Below are 24,568 nucleotides of genomic sequence, written 5' to 3' on the forward strand. Positions count from 1 at the left end.
TATTCGTGAGAAGGATGGAAAATTAGATTTTTTTCTCAATTGGAGCTACACTAGCTAAAAGTTTTTTCAGGCCAACTTCTGGGAAATTAATCTTTAATTCCTGCGTAGCACCACTACCTGAAACTTCAAGAACAGTACCCTCGCCCCATTTCTTGTGGAGAGCAATGTCACCAATGGACCAATTTGCCTCGCTAGACGCAGATTTTGCTCCAGCTGTAAATTGACCAAATGGAAGACCGCTTGACTGGATAGATTTTGGGGCAGCACTGCGTTTACGGTCTTGAAGGGCCTGCGCAAGACTCATACCTTGACCGAAAGCAAGACCACCACTGCTATAAGATGCTTTAAAGCTTGTATTTGCTGGTCGGGCCAGACCTTGATACTCAAGCAAATCTGAACTGATTTCGTTAATAAAACGAGTCGGACGGTTGTAATTTGTACGACCAAAAAGCAGGCGCGAATTAGCATTGGTCAGATAGAGTATTTTCTCTGCACGCGTAATTCCTACATAAGCCAGACGGCGTTCTTCTTCTAATTCATCTGGATCTTCAGCCGCACGACTAAGCGGGAAGACATTTTCTTCCATCCCAATCAAAAAGACAACTGGAAACTCGAGACCTTTGGCAGCATGCAGGGTCATCAAGGTCACTTCTGATGTCTCCTGACTACCTGAATCTGTGTCGGCAATCAAGGCCAGGTCATTTAAGAAACGACTTAGTTTGTCCAAACCAGTTTCCTCTTCTGGTCCATCAGAGGTGTCATCAAAGTTTTTCGTCACAGAGAGGAACTCTTCAATATTTTCAACTCTAGCCTTGCTTTCTAAAGTCGCTTGAGCATTTAGAATATCGACGTAACCTGTTTTTTCTAGAACCGCCTCAACCAACTCAGTAATGCTTAAGCGGTCCAGTTGCTCTCGCAAATCCAGAATCATATTTGCAAAATCCCAGATAGACTGAGCTGCCTTACCCTTGATACCTGACAACATAATATTGGCAGAAGCATCTAGCATAGACATATCTTGCATATTCGCAAAATCACGGATTTTCTCAACCGTTCCTGGCCCAATTCCGCGTTTCGGTTCGTTGATAATACGCTCAAAACTGATATTGTCACTCAAATTCGCAATGATGTTGAGATAAGCGATAATATCACGAATTTCCTTACGGCTGTAGAACTTGGTTCCACCAACCATGGTATAAGGGATGTTTGACTTGAGCAGGGCTTCCTCAATAGTACGAGACTGGGCGTTTGTCCGATAGAGAACGGCAAAATCCTTGTGAAGGAAGTTTTGACTGCGACCAAGTTCATCAATAGTTTTGGCTACAAATACAGCCTCATCTAGCTCATCATTGGCACGATAGTAAACGATTTGTTCCCCATCAGCATTCTGGGTCCAGAGATTCTTAGGACGACGATTTTTATTATTTTTAATAACATCATTAGCCGCTTGGAGAATGGTTTTAGTTGAGCGGTAATTCTCCTCCAACAAAACAACCTTGGCTTGGGGATAATCTTTCTCGAAGTCCAAGATATTCTGCATATCAGCACCACGCCAACCGTAGATAGACTGGTCCGCATCCCCAACCACACAGATATTTTTAAAACGGGAAGCCAAGAGTTTGACCAATTGATACTGAGCGTGGTTGGTATCTTGGTACTCATCAACATGGATGTACTGAAACTTCTGCTGGTAGTAGGTCAAGACATCAGGATTCTGATCAAAGAGACGCAAGGTCAGCATAATCAAATCATCAAAGTCAACCGACTCCGACTGACGCAATTCTTTTTGGTAAGCAGTATAACACTGAGCCACGATTTGCGTATACATATCGCCAGCTTGAGCAGCATAGGCAACATCATCAATCAGGTCATTCTTAGCATTGGAAATGGTTCCTAAGATGCTTCGTTCATTCCATTTTTTCGGATCCAAGTTCAACTGCTTGAGAATGCGTTTCATGAGCGTTCGTTGTTCACCAGGATCAACAATTGTAAAATTACGATTGTAGCCAATATGATCCGCATCGCGACGCAAAATACGCACACACATGGAGTGGAAGGTCGCAATCAGACAGTCCTGAGTGGCTGGATTGAGGCTATAAGCACGCTCTTTCATCTCACGCGCAGCCTTGTTGGTAAAGGTAATGGCCAAGATATTCCAAGGATTGACCAGCTTTTCATCAATCAAATAAGCGATACGGTGGGTCAAAACTCGGGTCTTCCCAGAACCAGCTCCTGCCATGATTAACAAGGGACCTTCTGTCGTTTGCACCGCCTCAGCCTGACGGTCATTCATTCCATTTAATAATGCGTTCATCTTCTCTTCCTTACTCTTGAAGTCAATATTTCTATTATATCAGAATTCAGGGAAAATATCTTTACCTAGACTGGTTGCGTGTAGAAGGCGGCTAGCTATCAGCTGAAGACAAAGCCTTATATCTAGATAAAAAATGAGCTTGGATAGTATTTCCAAACTCATTTAAAGTCAATTGCAATATACTAGAACAAGCCTAATACTGTTCCATCACTTTCAACATCCATGTTGAGAGCAGCTGGTCGTTTTGGAAGCCCTGGCATGGTCATGACATCGCCAGTTAAGGCAACGATGAAGCCTGCACCTAATTTTGGCACCAATTCGCGAATGGTAATTTCAAAGTTTTCAGGTGCTCCAAGTGCATTTGGATTGTCTGAGAAACTGTATTGAGTTTTAGCCATACAGATTGGCAATTTGTCCCAACCGTTTTGAACGATTTGAGTGATTTGTGTTTGAGCTTTCTTCTCAAAGTTCACTTTGCTACCACGGTAGATTTCAGTGACAATTTTTTCAATTTTTTCTTGGACAGAAAGGTCATTGTCATACAAACGTTTATAGTTAGCTGGGGTTTCAGCGATAGTTTTGACAACTGTTTCAGCAAGAGCTACACCACCTTCGGCACCATCAGCCCAGACACTAGCCAATTCAACTGGTACATCGATTGAGGCACAGAGTTCTTTTAAGGCTGCAATTTCAGCATCTGTATCAGATACAAATTCGTTAATAGCTACGACTGCTGGAATACCGAACTTACGGATATTCTCAACGTGGCGTTTCAAGTTATCAAAACCTGCACGAACCGCCTCCACATTTTCCTCTGTGAGAGCGTCTTTAGCCACACCACCATTCATCTTAAGGGCACGGAGGGTTGCGACAATGACAACTGCATCTGGCGAAGTTGGTAAGTTTGGTGTCTTAATATCAAGGAATTTCTCGGCACCAAGGTCTGCACCAAAACCAGCTTCAGTAACTGTGTAATCAGCCAAGTGAAGGGCTGTTGTCGTTGCCAAGACAGAGTTACACCCGTGAGCGATATTGGCAAATGGACCACCATGTACAAAGGCAGGTGTTCCATAAATTGTCTGAACCAAGTTTGGCTTAATAGCATCCTTCAAGATCAATGCTAAAGCACCTTCAACCTGCAAATCACCAACAGAAACAGGTGTACGGTCATAGCGATAACCGATAACAATATTAGCCAAACGGCGTTTCAAGTCTTCGATGTCAGTTGCCAAGCAAAGAATTGCCATGATTTCTGAAGCAACGGTAATGTCAAAGCCATCCTCACGTGGAATACCATTTAGAGGACCACCAAGTCCAACGGTCACATGACGAAGGGCGCGGTCATTCAAGTCCACAACACGTTTCCAGAGGATACGACGTTGGTCAATTCCAAGCTCATTCCCTTGGTGCAAGTGGTTGTCAATCAAGGCTGAAAGCGCATTGTTGGCAGTCGTAATGGCATGCATGTCTCCAGTAAAGTGAAGGTTTATGTCTTCCATTGGTAACACTTGAGCATAACCACCACCAGCGGCACCGCCCTTAATCCCCATTACTGGACCAAGAGATGGTTCGCGGATAGCAATCATGGTTTTCTTGCCAATCTTATTCAAGGCATCCGCAAGACCAATAGTAATGGTTGATTTTCCTTCACCTGCAGGTGTTGGGTTAATGGCAGTAACCAAAATCAATTTTCCAACTGGAATACTCTCAACTGCACGAATCTTATCAAAGCTGAGCTTAGCCTTGTACTTTCCGTACAACTCCAAATCATCGTAAGAAATGCCAAGTTTCTCTACAACATCAACGATTGGTTTCAACTCAATACTCTGTGCGATTTCAATATCTGTTTTCATTCAAAACTCCTCTAACCACTTATATGATAATTCATTATAACACAAAACAAGATTTTTAACATCCTAAAACTCTCTAAACGTTCGTAAATATCCCTATTTTTAAGCTTTTTAGAGTCCTTTCTTAAATTTTATATGGCTTTATAGTTTGAAACTATAGAATAATGAAAAATAATTTAGTCAAGAAAATAGCTGTCAATTTCAGATAAATTATGTAAAATTCTTGTGTTTTCAATTTCTAATTTTTCTGCCAACTCAATAGAATATTCAAAACTAAGTTTAGTGTTTAACGATAAATCAAACGAGTAATCTTGTAATTCACCCAGTTTTTTATATTTTTCTATGATTTCATTATAAATAGCAAGATAATGCTTATCTAATATTTTTATATAATTATTCAGATTTTCCTGGTAGTCTTGAATGATTTTTTGTTCGCTATCATTTAATATTCCCTTCCCTATTTCCCAAATGATTGAGCTGGCTATTGAACCTACTACAGAACCTAGAACTGGTATAGGAATCATTGCTTGACCAATACAAGCACCAATTGTTGCAAAGGAAGCATCCATTACATTTAATGTCAAGAGATTCATAAATTCATCTTGGGTTATTTCTGTAGATCTATACTTTAGAACAATGTCTATCATTCCATAAGTTGCCGTAACTAAAGCACTAGCATTTGGAGCACTAATCCCCAAGACATTTGTTAATCCGTAAATGGAATACCCAGATATTGCACCCTTTACAACTCCTTCAGCTGTATTCAATCCACAATCTAACCAATCTGATTGTTCGAATTCGAAAATACTTTTTCCTTCTTTATACTTTCCATACACACTCGACATCAAAGCTAATCCCCCCTGTAAAAAAGCGGTGTTCCTTGCAACCTTGTTAGCTTCTTTTAAATTTGGCAATGCATGTTTTTGGGCTACTAATCTTTTTTTATTTAATTCTTGTTTTTCAGTTTGACTGTTTTATAAATATTTTTCTGTTCAGAATCCAATAGAGAGTTAATTGAATTCTTTTGAGCGTCTTTATAATCTAGAGCAGAGGATTTCATCCAAGATTTGTATGAAGTAAGTCCCTTGCTTTCAGTGATATCATTAATTATTTGGCGTATATCCGTAATTTGTTTACTGGACAATCTCTTACCATTAAGTTCAACTTCTTTTGCTCCAGCCATTATTTTTTCAAATACTTGAACGTGATCTTTTGGAAACATCATTTTCATTTTTGTATTGTAAAAAAATGATTGTTCTAATTCATCACGTAAATTATTATAAAACTTCATTTGAATGGTATTTCTACCAATTAATAAATCGGCTGGTCCATTGTCATTCAAAACTTTAACAATTGGATTTAATCCCTCAATTGCTCTCCTTGCATTTACAATTCCTGCTTCTGCAAACTCTGCTATAAAACCATGTACTCCACGATCACCGCCACGATTTTTAACAATAACATCTTCTATATTATCTTTAGCATAATCTAAAATTTTAGAGGCATTATCCTTGTTTAAGATGACATTGCGAGCTTCATCTTCTATTATTTTCATAGCAATTTGTAAGTCTTGAATTCTTAAATTATTTAAGCAATTGACATATGCTCCAATACCTTGGTTAAATGCTTGATTAAAAATTTGATTAACCATTTATTTTAATTTCCTTATTTATCATAGCTGTCAGTGATAGTGTTGAATTCACTAAATTACCTGCTTTATATTTTTCATCTTCAGTAAATAAGCTATAGTCCATTCCAGTTAAAGATAAATTGGCTAAATAAATTCCTTCTGTTTGTTTTCCAGTTAGTTCTATTAATTCCGTAACTTCTATTACTTTTTCTTTAAGTTGTCTAGCCAACAATTCTACCTTTTTCTGTTCCTCTATAGCCTCTTTTGCAACTTCTTCATTTTTCCTATTAGCTACTACACCAGCGCCTACAGAAGCGGTCAACATAACGCCTGCAATTCCCCAACCGACAGGACCAGCCAAAGCTAAAAATGCGTTACCTGCTGCCACTCCACCGCCACCAGCTGCTACACTTCCACCACCTAACCAAGCCAGAGCGGCGCTATTTGCTGCAGCACCTGTCAAACTTGATATCGCAGTACCTGTTGATGCAACACCAAATGTAGTTGCAACACCCATAGCGGCAGTAGGCCCTAAAGTTGCAACTGTTACTCCTAATGCGCTAAGAGAAGCCGTAGCCGCTGTGCTACCACTTGCTAATTCAGCTTCCTTAATTGACTGTGAAATAGCAATTTGCTTATCTTCAAAATTCTGAATTTCAACATCAATTTCTTCTAATTTTGTTTCAAACTCTTTTGGCTTATTTGCTAGTTTACTAATTCTTTCTTCAATAATTTTTACAACTTTGACTGCTTTTTCCCTAACCTGATAGAGTTCTGTTGATTTATTAGCTAAATTATAAGCTTCATCGTTATACAATCTTATAGATTCTTTATATCCCTCGACAGCTTCTTGTCTAAGTTTAGAATTAAAGAGGTCAACAGCATCAATTTGTTCTTTCGTATTATTCGCTATTTTACCTGCTTCATTAAAAGTTTCCGATGAAGCTTTGGGTACATGTTCTACCACATCACTAGCTACCCCAATAGCTTTTTCAGAAACATCTGTGATAACATCGCCAACCTGACTTGAAACATCTTCTATAACTTTTACAGACTCTGTAATAGCTTCTCCAGTAAATTTACCTGCTTCATTTAATACTTTACTGGTAGCGGATCCAGCATCATTCAATACCTTACTAGCTTCTTTTGTAAAATTGTCAGCAAATTTAAAAAAATTCATTCAGCATTCTCCTTATTGCATATATTTCTATTATCCTATAAACAGGAGAGATTGTCAAAATCGACCATATATTAATTTACTCAATTTTTATCACTTTCATTTTACTTACCGTTTATTTTTGTGTACAATAGTGCTATGAAAATTTTAGTTACATCGGGCGGTACCAGTGAAGCTATTGATAGCGTCCGCTCTATCACTAACCATTCTACAGGACGCTTGGGGAAAATCATCACAGAAACTTTGCTTGCTGCAGGGTATGAAGTTTGTTTGATAACAACAAAACGAGCTCTAAAGCCAGAACCCCATCCCAACCTATGCATTCGAGAAATTAACAATACCAAGGACCTTCTTCTGGAAATGCAAGAACGTATTAAGGATTATCAGGTCTTGATTCACTCAATGGCGGTATCCGACTACACTCCTGTTTATATGACAGGCCTTGAGGAAGTTCAGGATAGCTCCAATCTAGAAGAATTTTTAAACAAGCAAAATCATCAAGCTAAGATTTCTTCAACTGACGAGGTTCAGGTTTTGTTCCTAAAAAAGACACCCAAAATTATCTCTCTAGTCAAGGAGTGGAATCCTGCTATTCATCTGATTGGTTTCAAACTGCTGGTTGATGTCTCTGAGGATTATCTCGTCGAGATTGCCAGAAAAAGTCTTATCAAGAACCAAGCAAACTTAATCATTGCAAATGACCTGACTCAAATCTCAGCAAACCAGCATCGTGCAATCTTTGTTGAAAAAGATCAGCTTCAAACAGTCCAGACTAAAGAAGAAATTGCAGAACTCCTCCTTGAAAAGATTCAAGCCTATCATTCATAGAAAGGAAAGCTATGGCAAACATTCTCTTGGCTGTAACGGGCTCAATCGCCTCTTACAAGTCGGCAGATTTAGTCAGTTCTCTAAAAAAACAAGGCCATCAAGTTACTGTTTTAATGACTCAGGCTGCTACAGAGTTTATCCAACCATTGACACTAGAGGTACTCTCACAGAATCCTGTCCACCTGGATGTTATGAAGGAGCCCTATCCTGAACAGGTTAATCATATCGAACTTGGAAAAGAAACTGATCTATTTATCGTGGTACCTGCAACTGCTAACACTATTGCAAAACTAGCCCACGGCTTTGCGGACAACATGGTAACCAGTACAGCTCTAGCCCTGCCAAGTCATATCCCAAAACTCATCGCACCAGCAATGAATACAAAAATGTATGACCATCCGGCAACTCAGGCTAATCTGAAAACATTAGAAAGCTACGGCTATCAGCTGATTGCTCCTAAGGAATCCCTATTAGCTTGTGGAGACCACGGACGAGGAGCTTTAGCCGACCTCACAATTATTTTAGAAAGAATAAAGGAAACTCTCGATGAAAAAACGCTCTAATATTGCACCTATTGCTATCTTTTTTGCAACCATGCTCGTGATACACTTTCTGAGCTCGCTTATCTTTAATCTTTTTCCATTCCCAATCAAACCGACTATCGTTCATATTCCTGTCATTATTGCCAGCATTATCTACGGTCCACGCGTTGGGGTTACACTTGGATTTTTGATGGGGCTACTTAGCTTAACTGTTAACACGATTACAATTCTACCGACAAGTTACCTCTTCTCCCCATTTGTACCAAACGGAAACATCTACTCAGCTATCATTGCAATTGTCCCACGTATTTTGATTGGTTTAACTCCTTATCTAGTCTATAAACTAATGAAAAACAAGACTGGTCTGATTCTAGCTGGTGCCCTGGGTTCACTTACCAATACAGTCTTTGTACTTGGTGGAATATTTTACCTTTTTGGAAATGTCTTTGATGGTAATATCCAAAAACTCCTAGCAACTGTTATCTCAACAAATTCGATTGCCGAATTAGTCATTTCCGCAGTTCTAACCCTAGCCATTGTTCCAAGACTACAGACTTTGAAAAAATAAAAACATCTCCACTTTCAAGCTTGAAGGTGGAGATGTTGCTCTATACAGTTTCTTTTTAGTGAAATCTTTACTAACTTTTAACAAAAAAATGACCTATAAACCCAAGTAAATCCTTGCTTTATTGTCTTGTTTATAGTACTATACTAGTGTATATACAGTTAAAAAGGAGATTCTTATGAATACACGGAAAAAGACACAATTTATGACAATGACTGCCCTCTTAACGGCTATTGCAATTTTGATTCCAATTGTTATGCCTTTCAAGATTGTCATTCCTCCCGCTTCTTACACTTTAGGAAGCCACATCGCTATTTTTATCGCTATGTTCTTGTCGCCCTTGATGGCAGTTTTTGTCATCCTAGCCTCTAGTTTTGGATTTTTGATGGCTGGCTATCCCATGGTTATCGTTTTTCGAGCTTTTTCCCATATCTTTTTTGGGACTCTAGGAGCTCTTTACCTACAAAAATTCCCCGAAACCCTTGATAAACCAAAATCTTCCTGGATTTTTAACTTTGTTTTGGCTATTGTTCATGCCCTTGCTGAAGTATTAGCCTGTGTCGTTTTTTATGCAACTTCTGGTACCAATGTAGAAAATATGTTTTATGTTCTATTTGTGCTAGTTGGATTTGGTACAATTATCCATAGTATGATAGACTATACATTAGCACTAGCTGTTTATAAAGTGCTTCGAAAACGCCGTTAAAAGGAAGAACTATGACAAAAAATCGCAAACAAGCCCTGCTCCAACTCTTGAAAGAAGCTCCTAAAGCCCTCAACGGCCAAAGTTTGGCTGAACATTTTCATGTCACACGTCAGGTCATTGTACAAGACATTGCAATTTTGAGAGCCGATGGCGCTCCTATCCTATCCACTAATCGTGGCTACGTCTATAAGCAAATTGATACCAATCCTTATGTCCATAAACTTTTCAAGGTGAAACATGAAGTTGAAGAAATCGGTCAGGAACTCCTTGCTATCGTCGATAATGGAGGACGTGTCCAGAATACTTTGATTGACCATCCCGTTTATGGAGAAATCGAAACCTTGCTTAAACTGTCTTGTCGCAGAGATGTGCAACATTTTCTAGAACAAGTCGAACATTCTGACTTTAGACCTCTGTCTGAATTGACAGATGGCATCCATTACCACCTAGTCGAAGCTGAAACACAACAAGACCTCCACTATATCGAGGAGGCCTTGGATCAGCTAGGTTATTTAGTAAAAGACTAGAAGATTTTCTTGTCCCATCCATCTTCTGTACGGTGGCGATAGAAAAACTCTGACTTGTCAGGAGCTTCCATCATCTCCATCAAAGGTAGCATATCATGGGCCAGATCCAAGCTTGGAATCTGGTCTTTTTGAATCCAATAGTTCAAATAGTAACAATGATATTTAAAAACCACATTGAATGAAAATTAACAACTACTTGCTTACTAAAAATATATCACCAGTTATGTTGATCAACATTATCCTTAGTCACAAGATAAATTGGAGAAACTGTTTCTTTTTCCATTTTTTTCCCTTGATAATGATCTATTGCTGATTGAATAGCAATTTCACCCATCTTAGCTGGTTGCTGAGCAATAGTGGCAGTAATATCACCTTTTGCAATAGCATCATGTGCATCTGGTTGACCATCAATACCAACAATTAATACATTGCTAAGACCAGCTGCTTTTACTGCTTGTGCAGCTCCTAACGCCATCTCATCATTCTGTGCAAAGATTGCTTGTACTTCTTTGTTTCCTTGAATCATATTTTGCGCTGTATTCAAAGCTTTTGCGCGATCAAAATTAGCGGATTGACTAGAAAGAACATCTAAATTTGTCTTTGAAATTTGTTCAAATCCTTTACCTCTATCTACAGTTGCAGAAGCGCCAGGGACTCCTGATAATTCAAAAGTTTTTGCTTTTTCTCCCAATTGCTTGGTAATAAATTCTGCAGCCATTTTACCTGCTTCTACGTTATCAGAAGCAACAGTTGTCAAGACTTCACCACCATTACTACCGCGGTCAATTAAGATTACCGGAATGTTTGCATTATTAGCAGCTTTAATAGATGTAACAATTGCATCAGAATCAACTGGATTAATTAGTAAAGCATCTACATTTTGACTAATAAAATTTTGAATATCATCTGCTTGTCTAGCAGCATCATCTTGTGCATCTGCTATCTTCAAAGTTACTTCTTTTTCCCCTGCAGCTTTTTCAAGGCCATCTTTCATAGCCACAAAATAAGGATTGTTAGTAGTAGAAATAGAAACTCCTAATTTTAATTCTTTTGCCGACTTTTGAGTCGTAGATTTATTATCATTTGATGAATTTCCTAAACCAGTTTTTCCACAAGCTACTAAAGCAAAAATAAATGTTACAAACAAAGCAAAAATGCTAATTTTTTTAATATTTTTCATGTTATTACTCCTCGTAATATATATCTATAGGGATAGTTTCAATCCCGATTATTGTACGTCATCTAATAAATTGTTACTATTTCCAAAAAAATTGAAAATTATTCTACTGTTTTACAACTTTAAAACGATCAATCAGAACAGCAATTAAGATTACAACTCCTTTTACTACTTGTTGCCAAAATGCTGAAACACCAATAATATTAAGTCCATTATTCAAAACTCCAATAATTAAAGCACCTATTAGAGTCCCAAGTATACGACCTTTACCTCCAGATAAAGAGGTTCCTCCAAGAACAACAGCTGCAATAGCATCCATTTCATAACTAGCACCTGCTGTTGGTTGAGCAGAACTTAAGCGTGATGTTATAATTAATCCAGAAATTGAAGCCATAATACCTGATATTGAATAAATGATAATTTTCACTTTATTTAATTTCACACCTGATATATATGCTGCTTTTTCATTCCCCCCTATAGCATATACAGATTTACCAAATGCTGTTTTATGAAGTAAAACATATAAAACAATAAATACAATAAACATAATAATTACAGGAAATGGAATTCCTACTATGTAACCTTGCCCCAAAAATTGAAATAAGAATGTATCACTTAATCCTTTTGTAATAGGATTCCCATTTGTATAAACAAGTGTTGCTCCCCTAAAAATAGTCATAGTCGCTAAAGTGACGATAAATGGAGCTAATTTCCCGTAGGAAATCAATAACCCATTCATCATACCTAGAATGCAACCCAAAATTAAAGAGATGAGAATTGCTAACGTAACAGGCATTCCAGATCCTAATAAACCTGCTGTTAGCGCGCTGGATAAGGCTAAAATTGATCCTACTGATAAATCGATTCCACCTGTTAGAATAACAAAAGTCATTCCAAAAGCAATCAGTGCATTTGATGTTACTTGCAATAGTAAATTTAACAGATTATTTGCTGTTAAAAAATTTGAATTGATAATAGTGATGACAGCCATTAAAATTATCAATGCTATTACCGTTGTCAATTCTGACATGTACTTCATAGTATTTTTCACACTATTGTCCTCCTGTAGCTAGTTGCATAACTTTTTCTTGTGTAGCTTCTCGACGTGTTAATTCCCCACTAATTCTACCTTCATGCATGACCATAATGCGATCACTGACTCCAATCACTTCTGGTAAATCTGAAGAGACCATAATAATCGGTACACCTCGTTCAGCTAATTCATTCATTAATTGGTAAATTTCACGCTTAGCTCCAACATCTACCCCACGAGTTGGCTCATCTAAAATCAGTACTTTTGGTGCAATACCTATCCATTTTGCTAAAACTACTTTCTGTTGATTACCACCAGAAAGTGTCCCAACTTCCTTATCTGGATAACCTGATTTAATTTGTAACCTATCAATTAAGCGTTGTACAAATATACCACTTGTTTTATTATCGAAAATGCCATTTTTAACAAAATCACGAGTACTAGGTAAAGTCATATTATCTTTAATAGAAAAATCTAAAATCAATCCCTCATCTTTACGATCTTCTGTTAAGAAACCAATTCCATGCTTAATTGCTTCAAAAGGATTTTTAATTATCAGTTGTTCTCCGTTTATTATAATTTGACCAGATTTTAAAGAATCAATTCCAAAAATTGCTCGCATTATTTCAGTACGACCAGCACCCATCAAACCAGAAAAACCAAGAATTTCCCCTTGACGTACATAGAAAGAAATATCCGTAAAAGCATCACCAGAAAGATTCTTAGCTTGAAAAACAATATTCCCAATCTCAGCCTTTTTTTCTGGATAATAATCTTCTAATTCACGGCCTACCATCTTCTGAACTAATTCATCTGCATTAGTTAACTTCGTTTTCTTGGTATCAATTACAAACCCATCCCTCATAACAGTTATAAGATCTGTGATCTTAAAGATTTCTTCCATCCGATGTGAAATATACACAATACCTACACCATCAGATTTTAATCCTTCTATCACTTTAAAAAGTGTTTCAGTTTCACGATCAGTTAAAGCTGCTGTGGGTTCATCCATAATTAACAAGGAAACTTCTGATAATAAACATTTTGCTATTTCTATCATTTGTTGTTGTCCGACTGATAATTGACCAATGATTGCATCGAGAGGAATAGAGATATTAAGACGTTTAAATGCTTCTTTAGCTTTCCTTTCCATACTAACTTTATCTAGAAACCCAATCGAATTTTTAATTTCTCTTCCTAAAAAAAGATTATCAAGTACAGTCATATCTGGCCAAGTATTCATTTCCTGATGAATAAAACTCAGTCCAAACCGTTCTGCCTCTTGAGGATTAGAAAATGTTTTTTCTTTTCCATCAATAAAAATAGTTCCTGAAGTAGCTGGAAAAAGTCCAGTTAAAATATTCATTAAGGTTGATTTGCCTGCGCCATTCTCCCCCATTAAAGCATGAACTTCTCCTGAATTAAGAACCAAATCAATACTTTCTAAAACACGATTATTCCCAAAAGATTTTGAAATGTTCTTCATTTCAATTTTCATAGGCAACCCCCTTCTAAATAATAACTCCTGATTGCAAGATTATATTCGAATATGGTGTATCTTCCCCAGTGCGAATAACTGCCTTAACTTTAGTATTCATAGCTTTCAATTCTTCATGACTAATATATTCAATAATTATATTCGATCCTAAAAGATCTAGAACTGCTTGCCACTGTTCTTTGTTTTTTTCCTTAATTTCTTCTGCTAAGAAAATTTTTTCGATAAGTACATGATCTGAATATTCTTTTAAAACTTCTAAAAAACTTGGACTACCTTTTCTTAATGCTAAATCAATTTTATCAACACCTTTTGGAACTGGCAATCCTAAATCTCCGATACAAACCAAATCCATATGACCTAAATCATCAGCTAGTTTAGCTATATTACTATTTAAAATCCCATATTTCTTCATATCCTGAATGCTCCTTTATTTCTTTCAAACTCGGCATACCTCCTTGCGCTCCAAATCTTTGAACAGAAAGATGTGAAGCAATCGTTGCAAAGGACAATGCAACATCCATCTCTTTTCCTTTTGAGATAGCATAAGCAAAAGCACCATTAAACGTATCTCCTGCTCCTGTAGTATCAACTACTTCTGCTTTTATAGCAGGAATTTTCTTAACTGCTGTCCCATCATAATAAATAGAACCTTCAACTCCTAATGTCACAATCATTTTATTAGGATAAATTTTAATAATTTCTTCTAATTTCTTATCTGGAAAAAGCTCTGAACATTCGTGCTCGTTAGGAGTAATAAAATCACAAAAAGGAATCATCTCTTTGTCTGTTTCTCTAGCTGGTGCAGGATTGTAAAGAACCTTAACTTGATTTTCTTGGCAAAATTTAGCTATAGATAAGTTGGCTTCATGTGGTATTTCATTCTGTAATACAACAATACTTGCATCACTAAGTAATTTCCACTCATTTTTCCAATCATTTGTTTTAACTAAATTATTAGCTCCGGGATAATAAATAATCCTATTATCACCTCCATATAAAGTAATTTGTGCAACTCCTGAAGACTGTGGTACCGTTCCCACATATGCTGTAGAAATATCATTATTTTGCAGATTACTTAATAAATCTGCTGAAAAAATATCTTCTCCTACGTTCCCAAATATGTAAATATTATCTTCAACACTGGATAATCTACCAATAGCTACAGCTTGATTTGCACCTTTTCCACCTGGAACTATATTAAATGAATCGCCAAAAATCGTTTCACCTCCTTCTGGAATCCTTTTTGTTCTCATAACTAAGTCCATTGAAATGCTTCCAACAACAACAATTTTACTCATTTCTTTCTCCTTAATGTATTTCTTTCTATGTACCTAACAGGGAGTTTAATTTTAGCTTCATCTATAGAGAACTTATTTGCCATATTATAGATTAGCTTTGCAGCCTGTTCTCCCATTTTATATGATGATTGGTGGATAGTTGATAAAGAAGGATAAATAAATTGACTAAGTACAATATCATCATAACCAATGATTTGAATATCATCTGGAATTTTTTTCCCAATTGCTAAAATTTCATGAATATAAGCTATCGCATGAATATCAGAAGGTGCTATAATACTATCAATATTTGGATTTCTTTTTAGATTCTCTTTAGCTTCTTTTTGAATTTTTTCAAACTCAAACGTTTCACTTTCTTCAATACGAATCTCTAAAGATTTATCCCTCAAATAGTTTAAACTTGCTTCAAATCGTTCCGCAATGTTCTCAGCTTTATCATCTAAAACTTTAATAATCATAACTTGCTTAGCGCCAGCTTTCCAAATTGCTTTAGCAGCCAAACGTCCACCCAACTGATTATCAGAAAAGACACCGTAACCTGTATCTTTACTAATCCGGTCAACCACAACAACAGGTAACGTCAGATTTGGAAATTCCTTTGTAAAGTCAAGTGTCGTTATAATGCCAGCTGCATTTGTTTTTAACAAAAGGTTTATATATTCTTCTAACGAATCATGATCTGAAATAGTACCAACCATAATCCTATAACCTTTATCTTTCAAATATGATTCAGCCCCTCGAACCAATCTTGGGAAGAAGGGATTAGAAATATCTGGCAATAAGAGTCCTACCATTTGATTTTTTTTAGTTTTCAAAGATTGTGCTAATACATTCGGCGTGTAATTTAATTTCTTGATAGCATTTTTTATCTTTTCCCTAGCATCATCTCCGACATAGCCTTTTTTCGAAATATATCTTGAAACTGTTGATTTTGATACTCCAGCTTCTTCAGCAACCTGTTTTATTGTAGTCATCACTCCTCCTTTTTATATTATGGAACCGTTCCCTTATTTATATAGTAAGCGTTTTCTTTGTTTTTGTCAATACTTTTTTAGAAATATTTTAAATTTATTTTAGAGTATTTACTTTTTTCCCTAATCTTCTATTACTATTAGGCAGGAAACACAACAAGACCTCCACTATATCGAAGAGGCCTTAGAACAGCTAGGTTATTTAGTAAAAGACTAGAAGATTTTCTTCGCCCAGCCATCTTCTGTACGGTGGCGGTAGAAAAATTCAGATTTGTCAGGAGCTTCCATCATCTCCATCAATGGTAACATATCATAGGCCAGATCCAAGTTTGGAATCTGGTCTTTTTGCACCCAAGAAACTTCTCCTTCATCTGAAGAGCGAAGGGTACCAGAGAACTCAGTCGCCTTATAACAAAAGACGATATAGCGCCCGCCTGTATCCAGAGGCCAATTTTTAATGCCGACAAGTTGAGGATTTTGGATAGTCAACCCTGTTTCTTCGTAGATTTCACGAATGACAGACTCCGCAAAAGCCTCACCATTTTCTACATGACCTCCTGGAAAGGCATAACCAGACCAGCGATTGGTTTCAGGAGAGCGATACTGCATAACCACGCGCTGGGTTTCGAGATCTTCAATCAAACAAATATTTGTTAAAATCGTTAATTGGGAACGGGACATATTTTCTCCTTTAGGTAATATTCTAATCCAACGCCTTGACTTCCAGCATCATATCGCGAATCTGTGCAGCCAGTTCAAAGTCAAGCACTTCGACAGCTTCTTGCATTTGTTTTTCTAGTTTCTTGACAAGTTCTTTGCGTTCTTGTTTGTTGAGACTATTGATATCGACTTCTTTTTCTTCTTCCTTGGCAACTGCCTTAGTCACGGCAATCAAGTCACGAATTTCTTTCTTAATGGTTTGTGGCACGATACCATGCTCTTCATTATAGGCCATCTGGATTTTGCGACGGCGTGCCGTTTCATCGATGGCACGTTGCATAGACTGAGTCATCGTGTCCGCATACATGATGACATGCCCTTCGCTGTTACGAGCAGCACGACCAATGGTCTGGATGAGTCCACGTTCGTTACGAAGGAAACCTTCCTTGTCAGCATCGAGAATCGCTACGAGGCTCACTTCAGGAACGTCAATTCCTTCACGGAGGAGGTTGATTCCGACCAAGACATCAAAGACACCCAAGCGCAGGTCACGGATAATCTCTGTCCGCTCTAAAGTCTTGATATCCGAGTGCATGTACTTGACCTTAATGCCCATTTCTTTGAAGTAGTCGGTTAAGTCCTCTGCCATTTTCTTGGTCAAGGTTGTGATAAAGGTTCGTTCATTCTTTTCAACACGGGCATTGATTTCACCTAAGAGATCATCAATCTGTCCCATAGTCGGACGGACTTCCACCTCAGGATCCAAAAGCCCTGTCGGACGAATGATTTGCTCAATCACTGTCTCCGTCTGTTCATTTTCATAGTCGCCCGGTGTGGCTGAAACGTAGACAATCTGATGAACGTGACTCTCAAACTCCTCCCGACGGAGAGGACGATTGTCCAGAGCTGACGGCAAACGGAAACCATAATTAACCAGCATTTCTTTACGCGAACGGTCTCCATTGTACATACCCTTGATCTGCCCCATGGTCATGTGGCTCTCGTCAATCATGATTAAGAAATCATCTGGGAAGAAGTCGAGAAGCGTATAAGGAGGCTCACCCTCACTCCGTCCATCCATATGACGTGAATAGTTCTCAACCCCGTTGGTATAGCCCATCTCACGCAACATTTCAATATCATACTCTGTCCGCTGTTTCAAACGCTGGGCTTCTAGCAGTTTACCTTCCTTTTCAAAGACAGCTAACTGCTCCTCTAACTCTGCCTGAATTTTAGCAATGGCAGCTTCCATGTGATCGTCATTGGTCACAAAGTGAGTAGCTGGGAAAATCGCCAAATGATCCACTTCTCCCAATACCTGACCTGTCAAAGCCTCCACTTCACGGATACGGTCAATTTCGTCCCCAAAAAATTCTACTCGAAAAGCGTGTTCGTCACGGGAAGCTGGGAAAATCTCCACTACATCCCCACGTACACGAAATCTTCCCCGTTGGAAATCAATATCATTACGTTCAAACTGGATATCAACCAAGTCATTCAAGAGTTTATCACGAGAAATTTCAAGACCTGGACGCAGACTCACAACGCTATCAGCGTATTCCTTGGGCGAACCCAGACCATAGATACAAGAGACGGAAGCTACGACAATAACATCATTACGCTCCAAAAGGGCTGAAGTCGCTGAGTGTCGGAGCTTATCAATCTCGTCATTGACAGAGCTATCCTTTTCAATATAGGTATCACTGGAAGGAACATAGGCCTCTGGTTGGTAATAGTCATAGTAAGATACGAAATACTCAACAGCATTTTCAGGGAAAAATTCCTTAAACTCCCCATAGAGCTGACCCGCCAGAGTTTTATTGTGGGCGATGACCAGAGTTGGTTTATTGACTTTGGAAATGACCTGACTCATAGTATAGGTCTTCCCTGTTCCAGTCGCCCCCATCAGAATCTGAGCTTTTTCTCCACCCTCGATATTATCAACCAACTGTTCGATAGCTTGAGGTTGGTCTCCTGATGGTTGATATTTTGATACTAGTTTAAATTGATTATCTGTAATGCGATTGATCATAAGAATCCTCTTTCCATGTGCTATTCCTATTTTAGCATACTTATAGCATTTTCACGAAGAAAAGGACGGACCGAAGTCACATCCTTTCATTTTCTTTCTTTAATTGATAGCCAAGATAGACAATCAAAAGTAGCAAGACTAGACTTGTCAGATAGAACCTTCTATGCCAAAAGAACCACCTGATAGCCAATCTTGATTACCTTGTGGTAAAAAGGTCATCAAAGACGTTCCTGACTGCTGACCACTAACTAAAATCCCAAAGAGATTTCCCTGAGCAAAATTCCAGGCTCCATGAATACCTGCAACACCCCAAACTGTATCATTTTTGAGAAGGTAAAGAGCCATGGCAACTCCGAATAAAAAGAGATTCACTAGAGATAGAGGGGTTAGACCAGAATTGCCCACATGCAGTAGGGTGAAGAACAGGCTAGATATAAGAACAGCAAGTTTTATATTGGTTCTTGAGGCCAATTGAGGAAGGAGCCAGGCACGGGACACCACTTCTTCCGCTGTCCCCTGTAGGATCCAAAATGGGATAGTAAAAATGATAAAGACAAGCGAATAAGGATTCAAATGAATGGACTCAAAACGATATTGCCCCAAGGCCACTAAACCTAACAAGGTCAGAAGAAAAAGTGCCAGACCTAGCCCAAATCCTTTCAGAAGATTGCTGAGGAAATTCTCTCTATAAAATCCCAAAGTTCGAATAGGTCTTTTCTCAACTTTTTTAGTCCATCTGAACACAGTGTTGAGAATAAAACCAAAGGCCAGCAATTCTAAAATTAAATGAAAGTCACTTGTTTTATCCATCAAGCCCTGCTGCAAGGTCTGCAAGTAAGTTGCAAAAGCTTGACCAGCCTCTCCAAAATTTCTAGCAAGTCCGATGAGAGCTAACAAACTAATACCATATAAAGTATAAGCCACAAACTCTCCTATAAAGACAAAAACAAAGGCTAACAAGGGGCTTGTGTAGAGGTTTAACCGCATTTGAGAAGCTTGGAAGTCTTTAAAAATTCTTTTGTTCTTCATATCTCCGTCCTCTTTTCTTCTATTATATACTATTATTATAGCACTTTGTGATAGCAGTTCAAGAAAGAAATAAAGGGCTTTTATGTTACATCTTCTAACATAAAAGCTCCTAGATTTGCATTTTTTAGTTTTTTCTGATATAATGGGAAAATATTCGGAAAAGGAGACTAAAAATGAAGAAAAAATTTCTAGCATTTTTGCTAATTTTATTCCCAATTTTCTCATTAGGTATTGCAAAGGCAGAAACTATTAAGATTGTGTCTGATACCGCCTATGCACCTTTTGAGTTTAAAGATTCAGATCAAACTTATAAAGGAATTGATGTTGACATTATCAACAAAGTCGCTGAGATTAAAGGATGGAATATTCAGATGTCCTATCCTGGATTTGATGCAGCGGTAAATGCGGTTCAAGCTGGTCAAGCTGACGCTATCATGGCTGGGATGACAAAGACTAAAGAACGTGAAAAAGTCTTCACCATGTCTGATACTTACTATGATACAAAAGTTGTCATTGCAACTACAAAGGCACACAAGATTAGCAAGTACGACCAATTAACTGGCAAAACCGTTGGTGTTAAAAACGGAACTGCTGCTCAACGTTTTCTTGAAACAATCAAAGATAAATACGGTTTTACTATTAAAACATTTGACACTAGTGATTTGATGAACAACAGCTTGAGTGCTGGTGCCATCGATGCCATGATGGATGACAAACCTGTTATCGAGTATGCCATTAACCAAGGCCAAGACCTCCATATTGAAATGGATGGCGAAGCTGTAGGTAGCTTTGCTTTCGGTGTTAAAAAAGGTAGCAAATACGAGCACTTAGTCACTGAATTTAACCAAGCTTTGGCTGAAATGAAAAAAGATGGTAGTCTTGATAAAATCATCAAGAAATGGACTGCTTCATCATCTTCAGCAGTGCCAACTACAACGACTGCAGCTGGTCTAAAAGCAACTCCTGTTAAAGCCAAATACATCATTGCAAGTGATTCTTCTTTTGCACCTTTTGTTTTCCAAAATTCAAGCAACCAATTTACTGGTATTGATATGGAATTGATTAAGGCAATCGCTAAAGATCAAGGTTTTGAAATTGAAATTACCAATCCAGGTTTCGATGCAGCTATCAGTGCTGTCCAAGCTGGTCAAGCAGATGGTATCATTGCTGGTATGTCTGTTACAGATGCTCGTAAGGCAACTTTTGACTTCTCAGAATCCTACTACACTGCTAATACTATCCTTGGTGTCAAAGAATCAAGCACCATTGCTTCTTATGAAGATTTAAAAGGAAAGACAGTTGGTGTTAAAAACGGAACTGCCTCTCAAACCTTCCTAACAGAAAATCAAAGCAAATACGGTTACAAAATCAAAACTTTTGCTGATGGTTCTTCAATGTATGACAGTTTAAACACTGGTGCCATTGATGCCGTTATGGATGATGAACCTGTTCTCAAATATTCTATCAGCCAAGGACAAAAATTGAAAACTCCAATCGCTGGAACTCCAATCGGTGAAACAGCCTTTGCCGTTAAAAAAGGAGCAAATCCAGAATTGATTGAAATGTTCAACAACGGACTTGCAAACCTTAAAGCAAACGGAGAATTCCAAAAGATTCTTGATAAATACCTAGCTAGCGAATCTTCATCTGCTTCAACAAGCACTGTTGATGAGACAACTATCTGGGGCTTGCTTCAAAATAACTACAAACAACTCCTTAGCGGGCTTGGTATCACTCTTGCTCTAGCTCTTATCTCATTTGCTATTGCCATTGTTATCGGGATTATCTTCGGTATGTTTAGCGTTAGCCCATACAAATCTCTTCGTGTGATCTCTGAGATTTTCGTTGACGTTATCCGTGGTATTCCATTGATGATTCTTGCAGCCTTCATCTTCTGGGGAATTCCAAACTTCATCGAGTCTATCACAGGACAACAAAGTCCAATTAACGATTTCGTAGCTGGTACTATTGCCCTATCGCTCAATGCGGCTGCTTATATCGCTGAAATTGTTCGTGGTGGTATTCAAGCCGTCCCAGTTGGTCAAATGGAAGCCAGCCGAAGCTTGGGTATCTCTTATGGCAAAACCATGCGTAAGATTATCCTGCCACAAGCAACTAAATTGATGTTGCCAAACTTTGTTAACCAATTCGTTATCGCTCTTAAAGATACAACCATCGTATCTGCTATCGGTTTGGTTGAACTCTTCCAAACTGGTAAGATTATCATCGCCCGTAACTACCAAAGTTTCAAGATGTATGCAATCCTTGCTATCTTCTATCTTGTAATTATCACACTTTTGACTAGACTAGCGAAACGCTTAGAAAAGAGGATTCGTTAATGGCAAAATTAAAAATTGATGTAAATGATTTACACAAACATTATGGAAAAAATGAGGTTTTAAAAGGAATTACGACTAAGTTCTATGAAGGAGATGTTGTTTGCATCATCGGTCCTTCAGGTTCTGGTAAATCGACCTTCCTTCGTAGCCTCAACCTTCTAGAAGAAGTCACTAGTGGTCACATCACTGTGAACGGCTATGACTTAACTGAAAAAACAACCAATGTTGACCACGTCCGTGAAAATATCGGAATGGTGTTCCAACACTTTAACCTCTTCCCTCACATGTCCGTATTGGACAACATCACCTTTGCTCCTATTGAGCACAAATTGATGACTAAGGAAGAAGCTGAAAAATTGGGAATGGAGTTGCTTGACAAGGTTGGGCTAGCAGATAAAGCTAATGCTAACCCAGATAGCCTATCAGGTGGTCAAAAACAACGTGTAGCCATCGCTCGTGGACTTGCAATGAATCCAGACATCATGCTCTTTGATGAACCAACTTCTGCCCTTGACCCTGAGATGGTTGGAGACGTACTAAACGTTATGAAGGAATTAGCTGAGCAAGGTATGACCATGATTATCGTAACCCATGAGATGGGATTTGCCCGTCAGGTTGCCAACCGCGTTATCTTTACTGCAGACGGTGAATTCCTAGAAGACGGAACACCAGATCAAATCTTTGACACCCCTCAACACCCTCGTCTGAAAGAGTTCTTGGACAAGGTCTTAAACGTCTAAACGCAAACTGTAAGGATTTCCTTGCAGTTTTTTTCTATCTCGTATTGGATTTTTTGATTTTTCGGAAAATTATGTTAGAATTAAGTTTATGAAATGAGGTTTCCTCATACCTAGCAAGACTAGGAATAAAAATAGAAATTAGGTAGCTAGATGTCATCTAAGGTTATTGTTACAATTTTCGGTGCGAGTGGAGACCTGGCTAAACGCAAGCTCTACCCTTCCCTTTTTAGACTATATAAATCCGGCAATCTTTCCGAGCACTTTGCTGTCATTGGAACTGCCCGTCGTCCTTGGAGCAAGGAATATTTTGAATCTGTTGTAGTCGAATCCATCCTTGATTTGGCAGATAGTACCGAACAGGCTCAGGAGTTCGCTAGTCACTTCTACTATCAAAGTCATGATGTCAACGATACAGAACACTACATTGCTCTACGTCAATTGCAGGCTGAACTAAATGATAAGTACCAAGCTGAACACAACAAGCTCTTCTTCTTGTCTATGGCACCTCAGTTCTTTGGAACTATCGCAAAACACCTCAAGTCTGAAAATATTGTGGATGGTAAAGGTTTTGAGCGCTTAATCGTTGAAAAACCATTTGGTACAGATTACGCAACTGCAAGCAAGTTGAATGACGAACTCCTAGCAACATTTGACGAAGAACAAATTTTCCGTATTGACCATTATCTTGGTAAGGAAATGATTCAAAGTATCTTTGCAGTTCGCTTTGCAAACCTGATTTTTGAAAATGTTTGGAACAAGGACTTTATCGATAATGTTCAAATTACTTTTGCAGAGCGCTTGGGTGTAGAAGAACGTGGTGGCTACTATGACCAATCTGGTGCCCTCCGCGACATGGTACAAAACCATACACTACAACTTCTTTCTCTCCTTGCCATGGACAAGCCAGCAAGCTTCACAAAAGACGAGATTCGTGCCGAAAAGATTAAGGTCTTTAAAAACCTCTATCATCCAACAGATGAAGAGCTTAAAGAACACTTTATCCGTGGTCAATACCGCTCTGGTAAGATTGATGGCATGAAATATATCTCTTATCGTAGCGAGCCAAATGTAAATCCAGAATCAACAACTGAAACCTTTGCATCTGGTGCCTTCTTTGTAAACAGCGATCGATTCCGTGGCGTTCCTTTCTTCTTCCGTACTGGTAAACGTCTGACTGAAAAAGGAACTCATGTCAACATCGTCTTTAAACAAATGGATTCTATCTTTGGAGAACCACTTGCTCCAAACATTTTGACCATCTATATCCAACCAACAGAAGGCTTCTCTCTTAGCCTAAATGGGAAGCAGGTAGGAGAAGAATTCAACTTGGCTCCTAACTCACTAGATTACCGTACAGATGCGACCGCAACTGGTGCTTCTCCAGAACCATACGAGAAATTGATTTATGATGTCCTAAATAACAACTCAACTAACTTTAGCCACTGGGATGAAGTTGGTACGTCATGGAAATTGATTGACCGTATCGAAGAACTCTGGCTTGAAAATGGTGCCCCACTTCATGACTATAAAGCTGGAAGCATGGGACCTCAAGCTAGCTTTGACTTACTTGAAAAATTTGGTGCTAAATGGACTTGGCAACCAGACATCGCCTATCGTCAAGATGGTCGTTTAGAATAAAAAAATTTCCTGCA

General features: G+C 38.3%; 22 protein-coding genes and 2 pseudogenes. 9 read left to right on the forward strand and 15 right to left on the reverse strand.

Translation table 11 applies throughout. The annotated features are described in order from the left end of the window. Window positions 1-22 precede the first annotated feature (22 nt). From pcrA to QP439_RS00205, 5 genes are all read right to left on the reverse strand, one after another. Window positions 23-2,314 carry a DNA helicase PcrA gene (pcrA, locus tag QP439_RS00185; RefSeq protein ID WP_285386826.1) on the reverse strand — a complete coding sequence of 764 codons (2,292 nt, stop codon included), beginning with the start codon at window positions 2,312-2,314 and terminating at the stop codon, window positions 23-25. Window positions 2,315-2,496: 182 nt separating this feature from the next. Continuing rightward, window positions 2,497-4,167 carry a formate--tetrahydrofolate ligase gene (locus QP439_RS00190; protein ID WP_285386828.1) on the reverse strand — a complete coding sequence of 557 codons (1,671 nt, stop codon included), beginning with the start codon at window positions 4,165-4,167 and terminating at the stop codon, window positions 2,497-2,499. 173 nt (window positions 4,168-4,340) lie between these two features. After that, entirely contained in the window at window positions 4,341-5,078 is a 738-nt protein-coding gene (locus QP439_RS00195) for a hypothetical protein (protein ID WP_285386830.1), read from the reverse strand. Window positions 5,079-5,110: 32 nt separating this feature from the next. Further along, a complete protein-coding gene (locus QP439_RS00200; RefSeq protein WP_285386832.1) occupies window positions 5,111-5,815 on the reverse strand; it encodes a hypothetical protein in 705 nt (234 codons plus the stop codon). After that, entirely contained in the window at window positions 5,808-6,974 is a 1,167-nt protein-coding gene (locus QP439_RS00205) for a hypothetical protein (protein ID WP_285386834.1), read from the reverse strand. The genes QP439_RS00200 and QP439_RS00205 overlap by 8 nt, the downstream gene beginning before the upstream one ends. 135 nt (window positions 6,975-7,109) lie before the next feature. Between QP439_RS00205 and coaB the strand changes: the two genes are divergently transcribed. From coaB to QP439_RS00230, 5 genes are all read left to right on the forward strand, one after another. Further along, complete coding sequence (coaB, locus tag QP439_RS00210; protein WP_285386836.1) at window positions 7,110-7,799, forward strand: phosphopantothenate--cysteine ligase; 690 nt, start codon at window positions 7,110-7,112, stop codon at window positions 7,797-7,799. Between the two features lie 11 nt (window positions 7,800-7,810). Further along, the gene (coaC, locus tag QP439_RS00215; RefSeq protein ID WP_203212741.1) at window positions 7,811-8,362 is read left to right on the forward strand and encodes a phosphopantothenoylcysteine decarboxylase; all 552 of its coding nucleotides are present in this window, start codon (window positions 7,811-7,813) and stop codon (window positions 8,360-8,362) included. After that, window positions 8,346-8,909: an ECF transporter S component gene (locus QP439_RS00220; RefSeq protein WP_000747412.1), complete on the forward strand. Its 564-nt coding sequence runs from the start codon at window positions 8,346-8,348 to the stop codon at window positions 8,907-8,909. Before coaC ends, QP439_RS00220 begins: the two co-directional genes overlap by 17 nt. Window positions 8,910-9,084: 175 nt before the next feature. Next, window positions 9,085-9,612: an ECF transporter S component gene (locus QP439_RS00225; protein WP_285386838.1), complete on the forward strand. Its 528-nt coding sequence runs from the start codon at window positions 9,085-9,087 to the stop codon at window positions 9,610-9,612. A gap of 11 nt (window positions 9,613-9,623) precedes the next feature. After that, on the forward strand, window positions 9,624-10,139 hold the full coding sequence (locus QP439_RS00230; protein WP_285386840.1) for a transcription repressor NadR: 516 nt from the start codon (window positions 9,624-9,626) through the stop codon (window positions 10,137-10,139). Here QP439_RS00230 and QP439_RS00235 read toward each other — a convergent pair. The 7 genes from QP439_RS00235 to QP439_RS00265 all read right to left on the reverse strand — a co-directional run bounded on the left by QP439_RS00235 (window position 10,136) and on the right by QP439_RS00265 (window position 16,119). Further along, window positions 10,136-10,285: an NUDIX hydrolase gene (locus QP439_RS00235; RefSeq protein ID WP_285387004.1), complete on the reverse strand. Its 150-nt coding sequence runs from the start codon at window positions 10,283-10,285 to the stop codon at window positions 10,136-10,138. The genes QP439_RS00230 and QP439_RS00235 overlap by 4 nt on opposite strands. Window positions 10,286-10,353: 68 nt before the next feature. Next, a complete protein-coding gene (locus QP439_RS00240; protein WP_203212745.1) occupies window positions 10,354-11,319 on the reverse strand; it encodes a substrate-binding domain-containing protein in 966 nt (321 codons plus the stop codon). A gap of 103 nt (window positions 11,320-11,422) precedes the next feature. Continuing rightward, complete coding sequence (locus tag QP439_RS00245) at window positions 11,423-12,367, reverse strand: ABC transporter permease subunit (RefSeq protein ID WP_004248623.1); 945 nt, start codon at window positions 12,365-12,367, stop codon at window positions 11,423-11,425. A 1-nt stretch (window position 12,368) separates the two neighbouring features. After that, complete coding sequence (locus tag QP439_RS00250) at window positions 12,369-13,847, reverse strand: sugar ABC transporter ATP-binding protein (RefSeq protein ID WP_033685159.1); 1,479 nt, start codon at window positions 13,845-13,847, stop codon at window positions 12,369-12,371. Window positions 13,848-13,860: 13 nt separating this feature from the next. Continuing rightward, window positions 13,861-14,259 carry a D-ribose pyranase gene (rbsD, locus tag QP439_RS00255; RefSeq protein ID WP_000759835.1) on the reverse strand — a complete coding sequence of 133 codons (399 nt, stop codon included), beginning with the start codon at window positions 14,257-14,259 and terminating at the stop codon, window positions 13,861-13,863. Then, window positions 14,234-15,145: a ribokinase gene (gene rbsK, locus QP439_RS00260; protein WP_203212747.1), complete on the reverse strand. Its 912-nt coding sequence runs from the start codon at window positions 15,143-15,145 to the stop codon at window positions 14,234-14,236. The genes rbsD and rbsK overlap by 26 nt, the downstream gene beginning before the upstream one ends. Further along, the gene (locus QP439_RS00265; protein WP_285386844.1) at window positions 15,142-16,119 is read right to left on the reverse strand and encodes a LacI family DNA-binding transcriptional regulator; all 978 of its coding nucleotides are present in this window, start codon (window positions 16,117-16,119) and stop codon (window positions 15,142-15,144) included. The genes rbsK and QP439_RS00265 overlap by 4 nt, the downstream gene beginning before the upstream one ends. A gap of 136 nt (window positions 16,120-16,255) precedes the next feature. On the opposite strand from QP439_RS00265, the pseudogene QP439_RS00270 reads away from it, so the two are divergent. Next, window positions 16,256-16,333: pseudogene (locus QP439_RS00270) on the forward strand (DNA-binding transcriptional regulator); the annotation flags it as partial. Here QP439_RS00270 and QP439_RS00275 read toward each other — a convergent pair. The 3 genes and pseudogenes from QP439_RS00275 to QP439_RS00285 form a co-directional block, all read right to left on the reverse strand. Beyond that, window positions 16,330-16,797, reverse strand: a complete 468-nt coding sequence (locus QP439_RS00275; RefSeq protein ID WP_033687068.1) for an 8-oxo-dGTP diphosphatase — start codon at window positions 16,795-16,797, stop codon at window positions 16,330-16,332. The pseudogene QP439_RS00270 and the gene QP439_RS00275 sit on opposite strands and share 4 nt — an antisense overlap. Window positions 16,798-16,819: 22 nt before the next feature. Further along, window positions 16,820-18,808 (reverse strand): excinuclease ABC subunit UvrB, encoded by a 1,989-nt coding sequence (gene uvrB, locus QP439_RS00280; RefSeq protein ID WP_285386845.1) that lies wholly within the window; start codon window positions 18,806-18,808, stop codon window positions 16,820-16,822. Window positions 18,809-18,884: 76 nt separating this feature from the next. Next, window positions 18,885-19,837: pseudogene (locus tag QP439_RS00285) on the reverse strand (CPBP family intramembrane glutamic endopeptidase). 173 nt (window positions 19,838-20,010) lie between these two features. Here QP439_RS00285 and QP439_RS00290 point away from each other — a divergent pair. From QP439_RS00290 to zwf, 3 genes are all read left to right on the forward strand, one after another. Continuing rightward, entirely contained in the window at window positions 20,011-22,176 is a 2,166-nt protein-coding gene (locus QP439_RS00290) for an ABC transporter substrate-binding protein/permease (RefSeq protein ID WP_004254184.1), read from the forward strand. Next, on the forward strand, window positions 22,176-22,916 hold the full coding sequence (locus tag QP439_RS00295) for an amino acid ABC transporter ATP-binding protein (RefSeq protein WP_004254183.1): 741 nt from the start codon (window positions 22,176-22,178) through the stop codon (window positions 22,914-22,916). Before QP439_RS00290 ends, QP439_RS00295 begins: the two co-directional genes overlap by 1 nt. A 150-nt stretch (window positions 22,917-23,066) precedes the next feature. Then, a complete protein-coding gene (gene zwf, locus QP439_RS00300; protein WP_285386847.1) occupies window positions 23,067-24,554 on the forward strand; it encodes a glucose-6-phosphate dehydrogenase in 1,488 nt (495 codons plus the stop codon). Window positions 24,555-24,568 lie beyond the last annotated feature (14 nt).

This window comes from Streptococcus sp. UMB1203 (genome assembly GCF_030217725.1).
Classification (GTDB): Bacteria; Bacillota; Bacilli; order Lactobacillales; family Streptococcaceae; genus Streptococcus.